Annotated in this window: 13 protein-coding genes; 6 read left to right on the forward strand and 7 right to left on the reverse strand. The window is 72.9% G+C overall.

Translation table 11 applies throughout. The annotated features are described in order from the left end of the window. The first annotated feature begins 170 nt into the window (after positions 1 to 170). Together V6U77_RS12485 and V6U77_RS12490 are read left to right on the forward strand one after the other, a co-directional pair. Positions 171 to 491 (forward strand): WXG100 family type VII secretion target, encoded by a 321-nt coding sequence (locus tag V6U77_RS12485; protein WP_334606445.1) that lies wholly within the window; start codon positions 171 to 173, stop codon positions 489 to 491. 26 nt (positions 492 to 517) lie between these two features. Further along, positions 518 to 811, forward strand: coding sequence for a WXG100 family type VII secretion target (locus V6U77_RS12490; RefSeq protein ID WP_334606446.1), 294 nt, complete (start codon positions 518 to 520; stop codon positions 809 to 811). A 132-nt stretch (positions 812 to 943) separates the two neighbouring features. Here V6U77_RS12490 and mycP read toward each other — a convergent pair whose 3' ends face one another. Next, the gene (mycP, locus tag V6U77_RS12495; protein ID WP_334606447.1) at positions 944 to 2212 is read right to left on the reverse strand and encodes a type VII secretion-associated serine protease mycosin; all 1269 of its coding nucleotides are present in this window, start codon (positions 2210 to 2212) and stop codon (positions 944 to 946) included. Between the two features lie 152 nt (positions 2213 to 2364). Between mycP and V6U77_RS12500 the strand changes: the two genes are divergently transcribed. Both V6U77_RS12500 and V6U77_RS12505 read left to right on the forward strand, forming a co-directional pair. After that, positions 2365 to 5493, forward strand: a complete 3129-nt coding sequence (locus tag V6U77_RS12500; protein WP_334606448.1) for an SseB family protein — start codon at positions 2365 to 2367, stop codon at positions 5491 to 5493. Next, positions 5490 to 5855: a hypothetical protein gene (locus V6U77_RS12505; RefSeq protein WP_334606449.1), complete on the forward strand. Its 366-nt coding sequence runs from the start codon at positions 5490 to 5492 to the stop codon at positions 5853 to 5855. Before V6U77_RS12500 ends, V6U77_RS12505 begins: the two co-directional genes overlap by 4 nt. A gap of 1 nt (position 5856) precedes the next feature. Here V6U77_RS12505 and V6U77_RS12510 read toward each other — a convergent pair whose 3' ends face one another. The 5 genes from V6U77_RS12510 to acs all read right to left on the reverse strand — a co-directional run bounded on the left by V6U77_RS12510 (position 5857) and on the right by acs (position 15439). Next, a complete protein-coding gene (locus V6U77_RS12510; protein WP_334606450.1) occupies positions 5857 to 6789 on the reverse strand; it encodes an alpha/beta fold hydrolase in 933 nt (310 codons plus the stop codon). Between the two features lie 161 nt (positions 6790 to 6950). Further along, positions 6951 to 7487 (reverse strand): hypothetical protein, encoded by a 537-nt coding sequence (locus V6U77_RS12515; RefSeq protein WP_334606451.1) that lies wholly within the window; start codon positions 7485 to 7487, stop codon positions 6951 to 6953. 121 nt (positions 7488 to 7608) lie between these two features. Further along, the gene (locus tag V6U77_RS12520; protein ID WP_334606477.1) at positions 7609 to 10005 is read right to left on the reverse strand and encodes an immune inhibitor A domain-containing protein; all 2397 of its coding nucleotides are present in this window, start codon (positions 10003 to 10005) and stop codon (positions 7609 to 7611) included. A 413-nt stretch (positions 10006 to 10418) separates the two neighbouring features. Beyond that, entirely contained in the window at positions 10419 to 13208 is a 2790-nt protein-coding gene (locus tag V6U77_RS12525) for an immune inhibitor A domain-containing protein (RefSeq protein WP_334606452.1), read from the reverse strand. 266 nt (positions 13209 to 13474) lie between these two features. Further along, the gene (gene acs / locus V6U77_RS12530) at positions 13475 to 15439 is read right to left on the reverse strand and encodes an acetate--CoA ligase (protein ID WP_334606453.1); all 1965 of its coding nucleotides are present in this window, start codon (positions 15437 to 15439) and stop codon (positions 13475 to 13477) included. Positions 15440 to 15693: 254 nt separating this feature from the next. On the opposite strand from acs, the gene V6U77_RS12535 reads away from it, so the two are divergent. Next, positions 15694 to 16440: an oxidoreductase gene (locus V6U77_RS12535; RefSeq protein WP_334606454.1), complete on the forward strand. Its 747-nt coding sequence runs from the start codon at positions 15694 to 15696 to the stop codon at positions 16438 to 16440. A 151-nt stretch (positions 16441 to 16591) separates the two neighbouring features. Here V6U77_RS12535 and V6U77_RS12540 read toward each other — a convergent pair whose 3' ends face one another. Then, on the reverse strand, positions 16592 to 17398 hold the full coding sequence (locus V6U77_RS12540; RefSeq protein ID WP_334606455.1) for an HAD family hydrolase: 807 nt from the start codon (positions 17396 to 17398) through the stop codon (positions 16592 to 16594). Positions 17399 to 17805: 407 nt separating this feature from the next. Here V6U77_RS12540 and V6U77_RS12545 point away from each other — a divergent pair, with 407 nt between their 5' ends. Continuing rightward, on the forward strand, positions 17806 to 18171 hold the full coding sequence (locus tag V6U77_RS12545) for an alpha/beta hydrolase (RefSeq protein WP_334606456.1): 366 nt from the start codon (positions 17806 to 17808) through the stop codon (positions 18169 to 18171). The last annotated feature ends 202 nt before the right edge of the window (positions 18172 to 18373 follow it).

Below are 18373 nucleotides of genomic sequence, written 5' to 3' on the forward strand. Positions count from 1 at the left end.
CGGGTGGGGGCCGCGGTCGTCCACAGGGGATCGCGACGGGGTAGCAGAACGGCGACGGGACCGCTACCGTCAGCGACGAGTTTTGCTGACCCCCGCGCCCGCCGTGTTCGACCTCCGGGCGGCGCGAGCCGACGGCCAGCCACGATCGACGAGACGAGGTGACGTCCCGGGTGTCCCAGACCCAGGCAGAAGCAGCGGTGATGCAGCAGACCGCCGCGAAGTTCGAGCAGGTCGACCAGTCCCTGCAGTCCATGCTGAGCAGCCTGATGGCCGAGTTGGAGGTGTTGCAGCAGGCCTGGCGCGGTGCGGGCGGGCGCTCGTTCGGGCAGGTGAAGCAGCAGTGGGCGCAGGACCAGGCGGCGTTGCAGCGGGCGCTGCGGGAGACCGCCAACGCCATCCGCACCGCCGGCCGGCACTACGACGTCTCGGATGCCGAGGCCGCCAGCCGGGTGTCCACCACCAACCGCGGCGGCATTCAGCTGCCGCTCTGACCCGGTCTCGGGGGAGGAGTCATCCGATGGACCACGGTGTACTGGTCGTCAACTTCGCCGCCCTGCAGCAGGCGGGCGCGGACATCCAGAAGGCGCTGAACGCGCTCGACTCGCAGCTCGGTCAGCTCGAGCGGGACGCCGCCCCGCTGGTGGCGAGCTGGTCCGGCGAGGCCCGTCAGGCCTACGAACAGCGGCAGAGCCGCTGGCGTTCGGCCTCACAGGACCTCAAGACCATGCTGCGCGACATCAGGTTGGCGGTGGACGACTCCGCCGCCGACTACCTCGACACGGAGAAGAGGAACGTCGGCCTCTTCCAGTGAGTCCCACCCGGTGGTGGCGTCGACCGTGAGCCGGTCGGCGCCACCACGGCCGTTCTGGGCGAACGTCGGGTGGGACGGCCCGGCCGGTCCCGGCCGCCGGGGCGGTGACCGGGCGGGCTCCCACCGCCCCCGTCAGGCGCGGTCGGCCGGCCGCCAGCGGCGGCGCGTGCCGCGCGGCACGACGAGCACCAGCAGCGTCGCCAGGGCCACCACCGCCCCGCTGGCCCCCGCCACCAGCAGCGCCCGGTCCCGGGCCGCCGCCCGGCGGGCCCGCTGCGCCACCACCGCCGGTGCGACGCGGTCGTCCGCGAGCGCGGTCGCCTGGCGCGCCCGCTGCGGCGTCCCGTCCCCGGTCTCGGTGACCGCCCGGTACGGGTTCAGCACCCCCGCGCCGTACCCCCCACCCCGACCGTCGCCCGGGGCCGGATCGGCGGTCGCCACGATCCGCTGCGCCACCTGCGCCGCGGTCAGCTCCGGCCGGTACTGGCGCAGCAGCGCGGCGGTGGCCGCCACGAAGGGCGCCGCGTAGCTGGTGCCCTCGGCCCGGTGGTGGCCCTGACCGGGGGCGGCCATCAGCACGTCGCTGCCCGGGGCGACCAGGTCGACGTACGAGCCGGTCTGGGAGAACGGCGCGCGTGCCCCGTCCGCCCCGATCGCGCCCACCCCGAGCACCCCGTCGTACGCGGCCGGGTAGGGCCGTGGATCGCCGGCGTCGTGCAGGTTCCCGGCGGCGGCCACCACGACCACACCCCGGTCGACCGCGTAGCCGATCGCGGCCCGCACCGCCGGCTCGTCCGCGTACAGGACGACGGAGAGGTTGAGCACGTCCGCGTCGTGGTCGACCGCCCAGCGGATGGCGCGGGCGAAGTCCCCGGCGCTGACCGTGCGCCCCGACTCCCGCCCCTCGACCACCTGCTGTTCGCTGACCCGTACCGGCAGGATGCGGGCGCCCGGGGCCAATCCGCGGAACGCCACCCCGTCGCGCGGGGCGGCGGCGACGATGCTCGCCACCCCCGTGCCGTGGCCGGCGCAGTCCCGGCTGCCGTCGCCGCCGGGATCGAGCAGGTCGACGCCGTCGAGCACCCGGCCGGCCAACTGCGGGTGCCGCCGGTCCACCCCCGAGTCGATCACCGCGACCGTCACCCCGGCGCCGGTGGCGAGCGGCGCCAGCCGCTCCGGGGCGTACCGCTGCTGCTGCCAGGGGCGTGCGGAGACCGGCCGGAGGGGAGCGAGCGGAGAGGCGCAGCCGGGAGTCGCACGCGCGGCGGTCGGGACGCCCACGGACCGGCCGGCCGGCACCGGCCCGGCCGGGCGCTCGACGAGCGGGGCAGCGGGCGGGACGGCGCTCAGCAACGCCGTCGCGAGGGCGGCGAGGAGCGGGCGCGCGGGGGACCGGGACATCGACCGCCTCCGTATCGTGTCGACTCCGGAACGGGATGTTAGCGCCTCAGGTGACGCCGGGCGCACCGCCGCCGTCCAGCGATTGTGATCTTGCTTCTACCTTGTAGGTTGTACGCGATACCTATGGCCTGTTCGCGGGAGGAGGGGTGGCCGTGACCGAGTGGGAGCCGGCCACCGACGCCGAAGCGGCGATGCGGGACGCGCTGCGCGCCAACGATCAACAGCTCTACTTCCGCGTCCTGGCCCGGACCGAGCTGTTGCTGCCGGTCTCCGCCGAGGCACTCGCGGGGACGGCACCGGCGGGCTGGGGCACCTGGACCACCGGCGGCCGCACCCACGTGTTGGCGTTCACTTCCGGAGCGGCCGTGCGCGCCTGCCTGGGGGAGAACGGCGGCGCCGTCCGGCGCACCTCGTACGCCGACCTGTCCGCCGGCTGGCCCAACCACGAGTGGTGGCTGGCGGTCAATCCCGGCCTGCCCATCGAGGGCTACCTGCCGGCCTGGTTCGTCGCCCAGCTCTCCCGGGGCGACGTCCGGCTGCCCGGCCGCACGATGGGTGCGCGGGCCCGGCTGGAACGGGTGGAGACGGCCGCCCGGGCGCGGGCCCAGGCGGCCGGTCACGGCATGCCGGCAGGGCCGGACGCCGGACCGGCCACCGGCGTGGCCCGGCCCAACGGCACGCTCCAGCCCGCGCCGACGGCCGCGTCGAGCACGGGCCGGGTCCCCGCGCCGGCCGCGCCGGCCCGCCCGCCCGCCTTTCCGACGGAACACCTCGATCCGCGGCGCGGCGACCCCACGGCCGGCGGACCCGCGCAGACCGACGCCGTGGCGGCCCCCGAGCGGGTCCCGCCGCCGCGTCCCTCGCCGCTCAGCGAGCGCCCGAGGGGCCTGCCGACGCCCGACGCCCACCCCGCGCCGGGGACCAACGGCCGTCCGGCCGGGGAGGCCCCGGAGCGGCCCAACCGGTCGTTCTTCGAGCCGGCCTCCGGCCGTGCCGCCGCTCATCGGCAGGAGGCGCTGCGCTCGGGCGAGCGGGCGGTGCCGCCGTCCCGCCTCGCGGCCGGCAGCCAGCCGTTCCCCCGCCGCCGGCCGCTCGGCGAGCCGGTGCCGGAAGAACCGACCCGCCCGATCCCGAGCACCCCGACCGGCGCCGAGCCCACCCACGCCTTCACGACGCCCGCCGGGGAGCCGACGCACGCCTTCACGTCGCCCGCCGGGGAGCCGACGCACGCCTTCACGTCGCCCGCCGGGGAGCCGACGCACGCCTTCACGTCGCCCGCCGGGGAGCCGACGCACGCCTTCACGTCGCCCGCCGGGGAGCCGACGCACGCCTTCACGTCGCCCGCCGGGGAGCCGACGCACGCCTTCACGTCGCCCGCCGGGGAGCCGACGCACGCCTTCACGTCGCCCGCCGCCGAGCCGACGCACGCCTTCACGACGCCCGCCGCCGAGCCCACCCGGGCCTTCGCGATGCCCGGGGGCGAGGCCACGCAGGTGCTGCCGCCGCGCGGGCCAGGCGAGGACGCCACCCGGGACCTCCGTGTTTCGACCCCGGATCCCGGGCCGCCGCCACCGGGGTACGGCGACCGACCGCAGTCGTCCGAGGACCTCACCCAGGCGCTGCCGCGCCGGCAGACCACCCCCGAACCGGTCCGGCCGGAGCCGGTCGCGGAAGCGGAACCGGTCTCCGGGCCACCCGCCCCCCGACGCGGGTTCACGCCCATCGTCATCGAGGGCACCATCATCGAGTCGCGGGACCTCAACGGGCGGCCCGCTCCCGAGCCCGCCCCGCCCGCCGAAGAGACCGTCTCGCTGTTCGAGCCGGTCCGGCGCCGCCGGGAACCGGTGACCGCGGAACCCGCACCGGCGGCGTCCGCCCATCCGTCGTCGCCCGCCGACACCGTGCGGTCCGCCGCCCCGTCCTGGTCCGGCGACGCCACCGTGTCCCTGGATCCGACGGTGTCTTTGGATCGGACGCAGCCGGTGGTGTCGTCGGGCGATGCGACGGTGTCTCTGGACCAGACCGTTTCCCTCGATCCCGAGCCGCCCACCGACGCGGCGTGGCCCGGGGACGCGACCGTGTCCCTCGATCCCGCGCCGTCCGCCGACGCGTGGTCCGGTGATCCGACGGTGCCGACCAGCGTCGCCGCGCCCGCACCGGCGGCGGACGGTGGCGCCCGGCAGGAGGCCGCGACCGACGCCGGGGTTTCCGACGTCGGGCCGCCGGTGGAGGACCCCGGTCCGACGGTCGCCGACGAGCCGGTCACCGGGACCGCGGACGGGTCGCCGGGGCCCGGTGCCGTGCCGATCGACTTCCAGCCGGCCAACGAGGTCGAGGAGAACCTGCTCGACGCCGCCGGCGCCGGCAGCACCGACACGTTCCTGTCCACGTTGCTGCTGGCCCGCGTGCTGCTGCCGGTGGCGGCCGACTCCGCGCCGGGCAGCCGACCCGGCGAGCCCGGCTTCGTCTGGCGTACGCAGGAGCTGGACGGCGAGACGTTCGTCGTCGTGCACACCTCGCCGGAGCGGCTCGCCGACCACACCGACGCGGCGGTCGAGACCATCGAGGTCAGATTCGTCCAGTTGATCCGCCGCTGGCCGGACGAGTCCTGGTCGTTCGCCGTGAACCCGGGCACCCCGGTCGGGGCGAAGCTGCCCGGTGAGCAGATCGTCGGGCTGGCCAACTGGGCGGCCGAGGTGGGACTCGGCGACGACATCGGGGTCGAGGCGGAGCCGCCGCCCGCCGCCGAGGAGCCGGCCAGCCGCCCCCGCTACGCCCCACCCACGCCCGACCCGGCGCGCCCGATCGTCATGCAGAAGGCGGTAGCCCCCAGCCAGCTCGCGTACTACCTGGAGCGGGGCTACGACCGGGTCTCGGGCTTCGTGCACCGGGCCGGTGAACTGGCGCACCTCACCACGCCCGCCCAGCTGCACGACGCGCTGGGCCTCGGCTATCCGGAGTCTCCCTTCGCCCGGGACGCGGGGGAGATCTACGTGCTGCGCTGGCCCGCGCACCGGCCGAGCCTCTACCGGATCCCCTACGGCGGGCAGAACGAGGCCGCCATGCGGGCCATGGAGGGCTGGGTCATCGAGCGTCCGCCGTTCCGGGGCAACGGGTTCGCGCCGGGCGAGAGCAGCGACGTGGTGGCGGAGTTCAAGGTGGACAGCGCCCGGCTGCCGCACGGCGCGCAGCTCTGGCGGATCGGCGCGGACGGCACCGAACGGGTGGTCGCCATCCTCGACACGGACGCGCTGCGGTGGCGCCAGGTCGGTGAGCAGTGACGCGCGACGGCTACGTGGCCCGCTGGCAGGGCCGGGAATACCAGGCGAGCCCGGACGGCGACGACGTCCGGCTCTACCAGCCGGAGCCGGGTGAGGGCTTCGAGGAGATCCGCCCCGGCCGGTACGTCCGGGTGCTGCCGGCCACCGAGCTCGACGACCTGGCGTACGTGCGGACGACCTGCACCTGGCAGGGGCAGCCGTTCATCGTCCTCGGCGAGCACGACGGCTGGCTGCGGGTGGAGTACACCGGCGGGCGCTGGCCGGTGGCCCGGGCGATGGGGCTGGAGGTCTTCGACTTCGGCGTCTACCAGGGCTGGGCGCCCGCCACGGAGGTCGCCGACCTGCGCGAGCAGCGGGTCTGAGTCAGGACTTCGCCCAGCGCAGGACCTCGCCCAACACCAGGTCGCCGGCCTCCACGTGCGGGAAGTGCCCGACGCCGTCCAGGAGCCGCCACTCGTAGGGCGCCACCACGTACCGGCCGGAGCCCTGGGCGGTGCGCGGCAGGGATGCCTCGTCGAGCGCGCCGTGCAGCTGGAGGGTCGGCGTGATGAGCGGCTTCTGCATCAGCCGGACGAAGCGGTAGCCGTGCAGGCGCAGCACCGAGCGGAACGCCCACCGGTAGCCCTCCAGGGCGCAGAACGCCGCCTGCGGGATGCGCATGGCCTCCCGGCACCGCTGGGCGTACGCCTCGAAGCCCGGCCCGTCGACCCAGCGCGGCCCGCCCCAGCGGCGCAGCATCTCCTCCACGGCTGCCGCGTCGTCGCGGGTGAGCACGTGCTCGTAGCGGGGGAGCTGGAACTTCAGGGTTGGCGTGGCGGCGGCGAACTGCCCGCGCGGGTCGGCGAAGATGGCGGCTCGGAGTCGGAGCGGGTGCGGGGCGCCGAGCACCACCAGCCGGCGCACCAGCGACGGGTGGAACGACGCCACCGTCCACGCGATCATGCCGCCGACGCCGGTGCCGACCACGGTGGCGGAGCGTTCGCCGAGCGCCCGGATCAGCCCGGCGACGTCGGCCGCCAGGGTGTAGCCGTCGTACCCCCGGGGCGGCTTGTCGCTGGCGCCGTAGCCGCGCAGGTCGACCGCCACGGCCCGGAAGCCGGCGTCGGCGATCGCCGGCAGCATCTCGTGCCAGGCCCACCAGTGCTCGGGGAAGCCGTGCAGGAAGAGCACCATCGGGCCCGTGCCGGCCTCCACGACGTGGAAGCGACTGCCGTTGGCGCCGACGAACCGGTGCGTCCATGGCCCCTCGGTGAGGACGCACGACTCGTCGACGGGCCCGCCGCGCTGCTCGGTCATGGGGACAGCCTAGGACCCCGACGCAGGCCGGCTCCGTCGCCGACCCACGGGGCTCTGCTGGCCGAGTCGAGTGCCGCCCGGCAGGGTGGCCGGGACCGCTCGCGCGACACTTCCCGGAACCGGTGGAACCGGGGTCGGGTACGGGCGGACGGGGCGACCGGTCAGCCGACCGGATCGATCTTCACGATGCTGGCCGGGGTGCCCGGGCCGCATGGCGCCGCCGGGTCGGCGGGGGCGATCGTCACCCGGACCCAGGCACCCGTGGCGAAGGTGCCCTTGTCGGTGCCGTGCAGGGCGTACTCGCGGCCGTCGTCGGTGACCAGGCCGTAGCAGGGGCCGGCGCCGCCCCGGGTGATCCGGCCGGCCAGTACGTTGGCCTTGCGCAGGTCGCTGGGCCACCTGGGCGGTGCCGTCGGCGGGCCGAGGGTGGGTGGCCGGGTCGCCGACAGCGGCGGCCCGGTGCGGCCGGAGGGCGACGTCGGGCCCGGAACGGACGGGGCGGCACCGGTGGCGTCCGGCGTGGCGTCGGCGGAACCGGCGGGCGGGTCGGAACCGGCTGCGCCGGCCGACGGGGTGACGGGGGTCTGCTCGGCGGACACGACGTCTCCGTTCCGCGACCCGGCACAGCCGGACAGCGCCAGCGTGAGCGCGACGCCGGGGCCGAGGGTGCGCAGGGTCGCACGGATGGTGGGGGTCACGACCTGTCCGACGCGCCGCGCGCCGCGTCGGTTCCCGCCCCGGTGCACCTCGGACAGGGCGATGCCCGGGCAGGTGACCTGCCCGGGCATCGTGTGGTGCGGGTGGTGCGTGATCAGTGGATCAGGAGATACGGATCTTGGTGTAGACGCCGTCCTTCTCCAGAACCTTGATCTTGGTGCCGGTGGCCGGGAGCTTGACGCCGTGGTTCGGCAGCTCCGGGAACCAGTACTGCTTGGTGTCGTCGAACAGCGGCTGCGCGGCCTGGCCACGGATGTACTGCGGCTGGCTGTTGAGGTGCAGCGTGAACGAGTCGGCCTTCTTCAGGCTGAACGGCGCGTCGTAGACCTGGACGCGGGCCCGCCAGGGCTGGCCGGTCATGTTGTAGATCGGCCGCGGGTGCGCGTCGATGATCAGGTTGCGACCCTCACCCGGGTGCGCGAACGTGTCGTTGTCCGCCCAGCGGGTGTTCCAGTAGGAGATCAGCAGACCCTCCTGGTACGCGTAGTGGTCCACGTAGTCCGGGCGGGTGTTCGAGTAGCCGAAGAAGTACGGGCCGGTCTTCAGGTACTTGTCGTACGAGATGTACTGCCGGGTGCCCGCGATGTAGTAGTTGTCGTACGCCTTGGTGTAGGTCTCCTCGGCGACCTCGAAGCCACCGGCGAGCGTCCAGCCCTCGGCGCCGGTCTCGGCACCGTCGGAGAGGACGGTCTGGCCGTCGGCCGTCACGGTGATCGCGTCACCGTAGAAGCCGCCCTCGGAGACGCCGCCGTCGGTCTGGTAGCGCAGCCGGAACTGCGCGACCTTGCCGGCCGCCAGGTCCATCGGGATGGCGATGTCGACCCACTCGCCGTCGGTGCTGCCGTCGAGCGCGTAGCGCCCGGCCGAGATCTCCTTCAGCGGCTGGCCGTTGGCCGTGCCGGGCAGGGTCACCCAGGACTGGCCGCCGTCCAGCGACGCCTCGAAGAACAGGTAGTCGTAGTCGGCCTCGATGCTGTAGCGGCCCTTCATCGACAGCGACGCCGACGACTTCCCGGTGAAGTCCAGCGTCCGGGTCATCGTGCTGTTCAGGTCGTCCGCGTTGCCCGAGAAGAACTGCTTGGTGCCCTCGGCCGGCTTGCCGTTCTCGAAGGTGTAGTCCCGCTGGGGGAGCACCACGACGACGCCCTGGGCCTCGTCGCTGTTGTACTCCTGCGGCCCGAGGGTCATGGTCCGCTTCTGCCCCGCGACGACCACCTCGTAGTCGAGCCAGCCGAGCTGGAGCTTGTTCCACGCGCCGAGGTCGCCGCCGCGGTCGCCGATGCCGGCGTCGTTCTTGGCGCCGAGCCGGCTCTGGGCCATCAGGGTCCAGTGCTCGTTGTTGTTGTCCCCACCGCTGGTGACGTTGTAGTCGTCCGGCAGACCGAGGTCGTGGGCGTACTCGTGGTAGAAGACGCTCCGGCCACCGTTCTCCGGCTGGATGGTGTAGTCGCCGATCCAGAGGCCGGTGTTGCCGATCTGGGTGCCGCCGAGCGGGTTGCCGACCGGGCCGGTCGAGCCCTGGTCGGACGCGAAGGCGTACCAGCGGTGGCTCCAGATGGCGTCCTCGCCCTGGTGCGGGTCACCGTCGGCCTCGTCGCCACCGGAGTGGACGATCTGGAAGTGGTCGATGTAGCCGTCCGGCTCGTTGAAGTTGCCGTCCGAGTCGTGGTCGTACCGGTCCCACTCGTCCATCGCCTTGAGGTCGGCGGCGATCTGGGCGTCGGTGCGGCCGGCGGCCTTCTGGTCGGCGACCCACTGGTTCGCGGCGTCGCGGACCAGCGCCCAGGTGTTGGTGCAGACGTTCGAGGCGCACGGGTAGCCGCCGGAGCGGCCGTAGCGGGCCTCGTTGTACTGGACCTTCACCCAGTCGGTGACCGTGCCGTCGACGCTGTAGCGACCCGAGGACTGTGCCTCGAAGTACTGCTTCACCGACTCGTCACCCGGGTTGGTGCCGAAGTAGAGCTTGCGGTAGTAGTCGGCGTTGTAGTCCGCCTGCCACACGGTGGAGTTGTCCACCGCCCGGTTGGGCTGGGGGATCTCGTTGTGCAGCGGCCCGTCGAACCGGGTCGGCCCAGCGGTGTCCGGGTCGGTGTCCTGGTCCGGGTAGTTCGGGTGCCGCTCGTTGCCGAACTCCGCCAGGATGACGAAGATCCGATCCGTCTTCTCCCGGGAGAGCTCGACGTACTGGTCCTCGGTCTGGGTGGCGGCGTTGGCCCGGGTCGAGCGGGCGTTGGCCCCCTCGGCCTGGGTCTTGCCGACCTTGACGACCGTGCTGCCGTTGACCTTCTGCGGCTTGACCCGGCCGGAGAGGACGTCGCTCAGTCCCTCCTGGCGCAGGGCGCGACGCTTGTCCTCCATCGGGTTCGGCAGGTCGTGGTCGACATGGGCGGGCTCGGAGACCGACGGAGCGGCCGTCGGCGACTTCGGCTGTGGCGCGGCGGTGGCGGACGAACCGAACGCCAGTCCCGTCGCCGTCAGTGAGAGCCCGAGCAGACCCACTGCGACTTTGCGCACGTGGTACCTCCGGTGTGAGGGAACCGGCCCAACGGGGGTAGGGGCCGGTAAGACCGATCCCACTAGTGGGACCAATGGTGAACATAGACACTCGTGTGACCGGTGGGAAGACGCGTACGTCGATTTGTTGCAAACTTTTGTTGAGAATGCTTTTCACCGTCACATGTCTGCCGTTCGCCGGCGCCGTGAGCAGCGCGAACGGCCGCCGCTTCGCAGGAAAGTGACGATTTTCGATAGGCATGATCGTGTACGGGAATGTGGGGTGACGGCGCGGTCGCATCCGTCCCGTGGGTGGTTCATCGAGATTGACGGCGACCGCGCTGCTGTACACGACGGCGGGGCCCGCCCGGAGCACATTTGCTCCGGACGGGCCCCGTTCCGCTCGACCGACCCCCGGGTCAGTTGCGCGCGGGCGTGACGTACACCGTGGCGTACGAGTTGTCCCTCGCGGTGCGCTTGATGGTGATGGTGACGCCGTAGGACACGCCCTGGTCACCCGGGTTGCCGGTGCCCAGCACGATGCCGCTGCCCAGGCTGACCCCGTAGTAGGACGTCGCCGGCGTACCGTCCGGGTTGGTGACCCGGGTCGTGTACGGCGCGTTGCCCTTCGACGGGACGACCACCGAGGCGTCGCTGTCGCGCGCGTACGGCGAGCCGTCGCGCATCTCGATGCCCGGGTACCAGCCCTTCGCGTCGGTGAAGCCCCGCACCGGCGCCTGCGGGCCGAAGTTCGTGCAGTACTCGCTGTACGGCTCGTCCGCCGCCTCCAGGCACTCCTTGAAGGGGTACGTGGGCTTGAGCGAGAAGGCCGCGTTCGCGGACTGCGGGCGGCTGGGCAGGTTGTCCAGCACCGACGGGTCCTTCACGGCCGCCTCGCCCGTGCGGCGGTACGGGTCGAAGTGCGAGTCGACGATCAGCAGGCCGCCCTTGGCGCCGTAGCTGGGCAGCGCGGTGAGCTGCGCCGTCGTGTGGTTGACGTCGCCCAGCGCGGTGTCCCGGTACCAGACCAGCATGCCCGGGGCGTTGTAGGCGACCCGGTCGACCTTCCACGCGTCACGCGAGTAGATCGTGTCGTAGGTGTACTTCAGGCCCTTGTCGAAGCCGTCGAAGTTGCGCCACTCGGCCAGGTAGTAGTGCGACTGGGTGGAGGTGCCGCTGTCGATGTGCCAGCCCTGGCCGGTGGTGTCCACGAAGGTGCCACCCGTCGCCGTCCAGCCGTTGGCCCCGCTCTCGACGTCGTCGCTCCACGTGGTGGCGCCGCCGCCGGTCACCGAGAAGTCGTCGGCGAACCAGCCACGCTCCGCGAACGCCTCGTCCGTGGCGTAGCGGAGCCGCAGCTGCACGGTCTGCCCGGCGTACGCCGACAGGTCCACGTAGTCGTGCCGCCAACCGTGGGTGTCACCGGTGAGGCCGTACTTCTTGTTGCCGAAGTCGACCATCCGGCCGTTCGGGTCGGCGTAGCCGTCGTCGGTGGTGACGAGCTTGCCGGTCGCGTCGTAGACCTTCTGCTCGGTCCAGGTGGTGCCGCCGTCGGTGGAGAGCTCGACGAAGCCGTAGTCCCAGTCGGCCTCGATGACGAAGTTGTTCCACATCCAGAACTTGGCGTCGGCCGCCGCCGGCACGGCCACCTGGCGGGCGATCTTGACGTCCGCCCAGTCCTGGTCGGCGCCGGAGTACCACATGTTCGCGCCGCTGTGCGGCGTCGCCAGCGTGATCACCTTGTCCGGCAGGTCGATCTTGATGCCGTCCTTGGTGCCGCGCGGGGTCCGCGAGGTCTGGCCGAGCTGCACGGCACGCGGGTCCGAGCCCGGCGCCAGGGTCAGCGGGTCGGCCCAGCCGAGCACCCACTTGTCCCACAGGCCCATGTGCGTCGGCAGCGCCTGGAAGATCTCGCCCGAGTGCGAGCCCGAGGCCATCAGGTCCCAGAAGTCGACGTCGGAGTCGGCGTTGCCGGAGGTGTCGTAGAGGTCCGGCAGGCCCAGGTCGTGGCCGAACTCGTGGGCGAAGACGCCGACGCCGGCGTCCTCCGGCTGCACGATGTAGTTCGAGACCTGGAGGTTGGTGCCGGGAACGGTGTAGCCGCCGGTGACCGTCGACGAGTGCGCCCAGACGGCGTACGTGCCCTCGGCGCCGCCGCCGCGGGACTTGCCCTGCCCGGCGTGCACCAGCACCAGGTGGTCGATCACGCCGTCCGGTTCGAAGAGGTTGCCGTCACCGTCGCGGTCGCCCTGGTCCTCGATGTCGTAGTCGGCCCACGGGAACTTCGGGTCCATCTTCGCGAGGGCGTCGATCGCGTCGGTGGCGAGCCGGCCCGCGCCCTGCGGGTTGTCCGGGTGGCCGTTCATCGACTGCTGGCGGCCGGGGACCCAGTTGCCGTTCTCGTCCTGGAAGCAGCGCGAGGCCGCGTACCAGCCCTCGGAGTGCGGGACGGTGATCCACGGGCTGGCCTGCCCGTCGACCGTGTAGGCGCCCTTGGACATCTCCAGGTACATGTTGTGCATCGTCCGGCCGCTGAGGTCGACGCCCCGCCTGCCGTCCGGGCCCTTCAGGTCCTTGCGGACCCGCTCGGTGATGCCCTTCTTGCTGTAGAGCATCTTGTCGTAGTGGGTGGGCGAGAAGTCCGGCACCCACATCGAGTTGTTGTCCTCGTGCGGCAGGTTCGCCGGGTTCGGGATCCGGTTGTGCTTCGGCCCGTTCTGCACCGTGCCGGGGACGCAGGTCCGGTCCTCGAAGACCGTGCGGGGCACCATGACGCCGGTGAAGTCGTCGTTGGCCTGGTCGTTGAACTCCACCAGCAGGGTGAGCAGCTTGGCGGTCTGGGTGGTCGGGGCCTTCTTGATCTGACGCGGGCTCTTGCCCGTCACGATCGACTTGGCCTCGTGCTTCGCGAGCTGCTCGGCGGCGACCGGGTTGCCGCGGGCGTACTTGCGGTCGAAGGCACGCGCCTCTTCGACCGCCGGGGCGTAGACGCCGCCCTTGCCCTTGACCTCGCGGCCGCTGCTGTCCGGCTGGACGGCGGGCTCGGCGTAGTTGATGTAGTGCTCGGCCGCCCCGATCGTGGCTCGGGCGGGGCCGGGCTCCGCCGCCGCCGCGCCACCCGTCACGGTCAGTGACGAGGCGGCGAGGGCGATGGCGGGCAGCGCGACGAGCAGGCGTCGACGCGACCCGGAGTGCGGGTTTTTGTTCATGCCGCTCCGTTTCTCGGGCATGGGGGAGGAGGAAGTCGGTCGGCCTCCATCGATGTGACGTCCATCGAACCGAACCGACGTGCGTGAACCTAGAACAGAAAACGGGGGAACGACAGGGGTCGACGTCTGCCTGTGACCGTTCAGCTTCTCTCGGCTCACCCGACCGACCGATGTGACAGCCCGCATCCGGACGGTCGCACACCCGTAAGAAAATGACGACGGGTGACGGTCCGCGTGGGACCGTCACCCGTCGGGGCGTACGCGGGTCAGTCCTCGTCGGACTTGCCGCCCCCCATGCCGGAGGAGATCAGGTCCATCACGGACGAGTCCTGGAGGGTGGTGACGTCGCCGAGCGAGCGCTTCTCCGCCACGTCACGCAGCAGCCGGCGCATGATCTTGCCCGAGCGGGTCTTCGGCAGCTCCGGCACCAGCAGGATCTGCCGGGGCTTGGCGATCGGGCCGAGGGTCTTCGCCACGTGGTTGCGCAGCTCGGCGATGAGCTTCTCGCCAGCGTCGCCGGCGATGTCCGTGGTGCCGCGCGGGATGGCGAACGCGACGATGGCCTGCCCCGTGGTCGGGTCGGTCGCGCCGACCACCGCCGCCTCGGCCACCGACGGATGGGAGACCAGCGCGGACTCCACCTCGGTGGTGGAGATGTTGTGCCCGGACACCAGCATCACGTCGTCGACGCGGCCGAGCAGCCAGACGTGCCCGTCGTCGTCCTTCTTGGCCCCGTCCCCGGCGAAGTACATGCCCTCGAAGCGCGACCAGTACGTCTCGATGAACCGGTCGTCGTCGCCCCAGATGGTGCGCAGCATCGACGGCCACGGCTCGCGCAGCACGAGGTAGCCACCGCCGCCGTTCGGCACCGACTGGCCCTGGTCGTCGACCACGTCGGCGACGATCCCGGGCAGCGGCGTCATCGCGGAGCCGGGCTTGGCCGCCGTGACGCCCGGCAGCGGCGAGATCATGATCGCCCCGGTCTCGGTCTGCCACCAGGTGTCCACGACGGGCAGCTCACCCCTGCCGACGTGCTGCCGGTACCACATCCACGCCTCGGGGTTGATCGGCTCACCCACGCTGCCCAGCAGCCGCAGCGAGGACAGGTCGTAGCCGGCGGGGATGTCGTCGCCCCACTTCATCATCGTGCGGATGAGCGTCGGGGCGGTGTAGAGGATGCTGACCCCGTACTTGTCGACGATCTCCCAGAACCGGCCCTTGTGCGGGGTGTCCGGGGTGCCCTCGTACATGACCTGCGTGGCGCCGTTGGAGAGCGGCCCGTAGACGATGTAGGAGTGCCCGGTCACCCAGCCGATGTCGGCCGTGCACCAGTAGACGTCCGTCTCCGGCTTCAGGTCGAAGACCGCGTGCGTCGTGTACGACGTCTGGGTCAGGTAGCCGCCGGTGGTGTGCAGGATGCCCTTCGGGCGGGCCGTGGTGCCGCTGGTGTAGAGGATGAACAGCGGGTGCTCGGCGTCGAACGGCTGCGCGGCGTGCTCGACCGGGGCCGTCTCGACCGTCTCGTGCCACCAGCGGTCCTTCGCCGACCAGGCGACCTCCTCGCCGGTGCGGCGCACCACCAGCACGTGCTCGATCGACGGGCAGTTCGCCACCGCCTCGTCCACGGTCGGCTTCAGCGCCGACGGCTTGCCCCGGCGGTAGCCGCCGTCGGCAGTGATCACGACCTTGGCGCTGGCGTCCTGGATCCGGTTGGTCAACGCGTCGGCGGAGAAGCCGCCGAAGACCACGCTGTGCGTGGCGCCGATCCGGGCGCAGGCGAGCATCGCGACCGCCGCCTCCGGGACCATCGGCAGGTAGATCGCCACCCGGTCGCCGGCGGTGACGCCCAGGTCGGTCAGCGCGTTCGCCGCCTGGCAGGTCAGCCGGTGCAGGTCGGCGTACGTGATGGTCCGGGTGTCGCCCGGCTCGCCCTCCCAGTGGATGGCGACCTTGTCGCCCAGGCCGGCCTCGACGTGCCGGTCCAGGCAGTTGTAGGCCACGTTGAGCTGCCCGCCGACGAACCACTTCGCGAACGGCGGCCTCGACCAGTCGAGCACCTGGTCCCACTGCCGTGCCCAGGTCAGGCGCCCGGCCTGCCGCTCCCAGAACGCCAGCCGGTCCGCGTCGGCCTCCGCGTACGCGTCCGCGGTGACGTTGGCGTCCGCGGCGAGTTCGGCCGGCGGCGGGAACTGGCGTGTCTCGTTCAGCAGATTGGCCAATGCCTCGCTCATGCCGTGCTCCCTCGTCGCTCGGGTGACCTGCGTCTCTCTAGGGCACGAGGTTAGCCGTGGCGGCCGGCACCGGCGACCGCCGGTCCGGCCCACGCGCGCCGAGTGGCCCCCACCGCGCGCCGGGCGGCGACGCCGGGCCGCCGCGTCGACGCGTTCGTCCAGGGGACGTTCCACCGCCGCGGGGCGCGGGTGGCGACGGTCGCTTCCGGGCGGCTCGGCGGCGGGTCGCGCCGGGCAGTCGATAGCGTGACGGGGTGACCGCCGACCCGCTCGCCCCACTGCTCGCGCTCGCCGACATCGCCCCCGCCGTCGAGCGGGCCCGCGAGCGGTTCGACCAGGCCCTGGGGCACCGCGCGCTGCGCCGCCACGGCGGCCAGGTCGCGGCCGAGGTCAGCCTCCGGTCCGCGGTCGCCAGCGCCGCCCTGGAGGGGTACGCCCGCGAGCGGGAGGCGGTACGCGCCGGAACCGTGACCGAGCCGGTCGTGCAGGGCGCGCTGCGGGTCGCCGGGGCGCTGCCCGGGCTCTCCGAGCTCTGGCCGAAGGCGCCCCGGCAGGCGCTGGCCAGGCTGCACGTGCTCGCCGCCCGCGACGTCGTCGGCGAGGCCGAGCTGGGCCGGCCGGTGGCCGACCCGGTCGTCGCGGCCCGCCTGGACGGGCTGGCCGGCCTCGTCGCCGGGGGCACGAAGGTCTCGCCCCTGGTGCTGGCCGCGGTGGTGCACGGCGAACTGCTGAACCTGCGCCCCTTCGCCGGGCCCTCCGGGGTGGTGGCCCGGGGCGCCGCGCGGCTGGTGCTGCTGTCCAGCGGGCTCGACCCGCGCGGCCTGCTCGCCGTGGACGTCGGCCACCACGAGCGCGAGCCCGAGTACGTGGGCGCGGCCGGCGCCTTCGCCACCGGCACCCCGGACGGCCTGCGCTCCTGGCTGCGCCACTACATGGCGGCGGTGGAGGTCGGCGCAGACCAGCTCACCGTCATCGGCGACGAGGTCCTGGCGGCGGCCTGAGCTGGTCACCACCAGGCGGCCGTGCTCCGGCCCGTCCACGGCGTCGCGCGAGGTCGTCGAGCCGTTCACGGCGTCGCGCGGGGTCGTCGAGCCGGGCGTGCGCCGTCCTCGCGGCGCGGCCGGCGGGCTCCGGTGGGTCAGGCGGGCGGGCTCAGGCGGGCGCGGGGGCCGTGCGGGTGCGGCGGTGGCGGCCGTACCAGGCGATGCCGATCGCCACGCCGACGCCCACGCCCAGCGCCGCGGCGGCGACCGGGACGGCCGGGCGCTCGCGCAGCCGCCGTCCCAGGGGGATCGGGTGCCGGAACTCCAGCACCGGCCAGGAGTTCTCGACCGCGAGCCGGCGCAGTTGCCGGTCCGGGTTGACCACCGACGGGTGGCCGACGCACTCCAGCAGCGGGCGATCGCTGTACGAGTCGGAGTAGGCGTACGAGTCGGCCAGGTCGTAGCCGCGCTCGGCGGCCAGCTCGCCGACCGCGTCGACCTTGCGCGGGCCGGCCGCGTAGAACTCCACCACGCCGCTGTAGCGACCGTCCACCACGCCCATCCGGGTGGCGATCACGTCGGTGACCCCGAGCAGCACGCCGATGGGCCGGACCATCTCCTCGCCCGAGGCGGAGACCAGAACGACGTCGCGGCCGGCTGCCTGGTGCTCCTCGATCAGGGCGGCTGCCTCGGCGTACACGTAGGGGTTGATGAGCTCGTGCAGCGTCTCCGCGACGATCTGGCGGACCTGCTCCACCTGCCAGCCCTTGCAGAGCGCGGCGAGGTAGTCCCTGGTCCTGGCCATGGTCTGCTCGTCGGTGCCGCCCAGCCGGAACATCAGCTGTGCGTACGCCGACTTGACCACGTCACGCCGGGTGATCAGACCGTCCCGGTAGAACGGCCGACCGAACGCCAGGGCGCTCGACTTGGCGATGACGGTCTTGTCCAGATCGAAGAAAGCGGCACTTCGGCCCACGGCGCGAAAGTCTAGCCGGATGGTCTATGGTCGGCGGGTGCCCGGGGCCCGGCGACCCCTCGGAGCTGCGGGCAGACCCCCACCACCTTCGCGCACCGTGATGATGGTCACACTCTGCGAACATAATTTCGCAGTGAGTGGAGGCGACACCACTCGACGTATACAGGTCCGCTCAGGCAGACTTGTCGACGTGACGAGTGTTCACATCTCGTACAACAGGCAGACCCTCGGCGGTTGCACCCCCCGTGACCGCTGAGTGGGTTCGGCTCGACCCCCCCGGAGCCGAACCTTCGACGACCCCCGTCTCCCCCCGACGGGGGTCGTCCCTTTCCCGGAAGCGCTCCCGACCTGGTAGAGGCACCTCTCCGAGGTCGGTCGGGCGGGGCGCCGGGCGGAACCGGGCTGCCGTGGCCGAGTTCGCCGCCGCCGGCGCAGAGATCCTCGGCGACGACCCCGCCGCGGCGCGCGCGACCGCCGAGCGCATCTTCGACCGCACGCCGGGCACGCGGCCCGCGGTGCAGATGGCCAACCAGCTGGGCATGGTGTTCTCCAGGCTCGACTGCACGCCACGCTGGCGCGAGCGCCTGTCCGGACTCGCGGTGCCGACGCTCGTGGTGCACGGTCGGCGCGACCCGTTCTTCCCGGTCGGCAACGGCGAGGCGCTCGCGCGCGAGATCCCGGGCGCGCGGCTGCTCGTGCTCGAACGCGCCGCGACCGCGATCCCCGACGCGGCCGCCGACGAGGTCGCCGCGGCGATGCTCGCGCTGGGGTGAACCTCGGATCCGGGCCGCAGCGGGAACCTCGCCCGCAACGGCTGGTTCGCCGGCGACGAGGGGTGTTCCTCCTCATCGGCGATCGTGACAGCAACGATCGCGGCATGTTCCGGCGGGGGTGATCCGGGGCAAGCGGGGTGACAGACGGCTCCGGAGCCGACGTACCGGCGACCGGAGTGCCCTCCGTACACGCACGAGGAGT

This window comes from Micromonospora sp. CPCC 205546, from assembly GCF_036902715.1.
Classification (GTDB): domain Bacteria; phylum Actinomycetota; class Actinomycetes; order Mycobacteriales; family Micromonosporaceae; genus Micromonospora.

Bases quoted from the DNA above. Each gene is read 5' to 3' on its own strand.
- V6U77_RS12490 (WP_334606446.1), top strand. From the start codon at position 518: ATGGACCACGGTGTACTGGTCGTCAACTTCGCCGCCCTGCAGCAGGCG.
- mycP (WP_334606447.1), bottom strand. From the start codon at position 2,212: ATGTCCCGGTCCCCCGCGCGCCCGCTCCTCGCCGCCCTCGCGACGGCG.
- V6U77_RS12510 (WP_334606450.1), bottom strand. From the start codon at position 6,789: ATGACCGAGCAGCGCGGCGGGCCCGTCGACGAGTCGTGCGTCCTCACC.
- V6U77_RS12525 (WP_334606452.1), bottom strand. From the start codon at position 13,208: ATGAACAAAAACCCGCACTCCGGGTCGCGTCGACGCCTGCTCGTCGCG.
- acs (WP_334606453.1), bottom strand. From the start codon at position 15,439: ATGAGCGAGGCATTGGCCAATCTGCTGAACGAGACACGCCAGTTCCCG.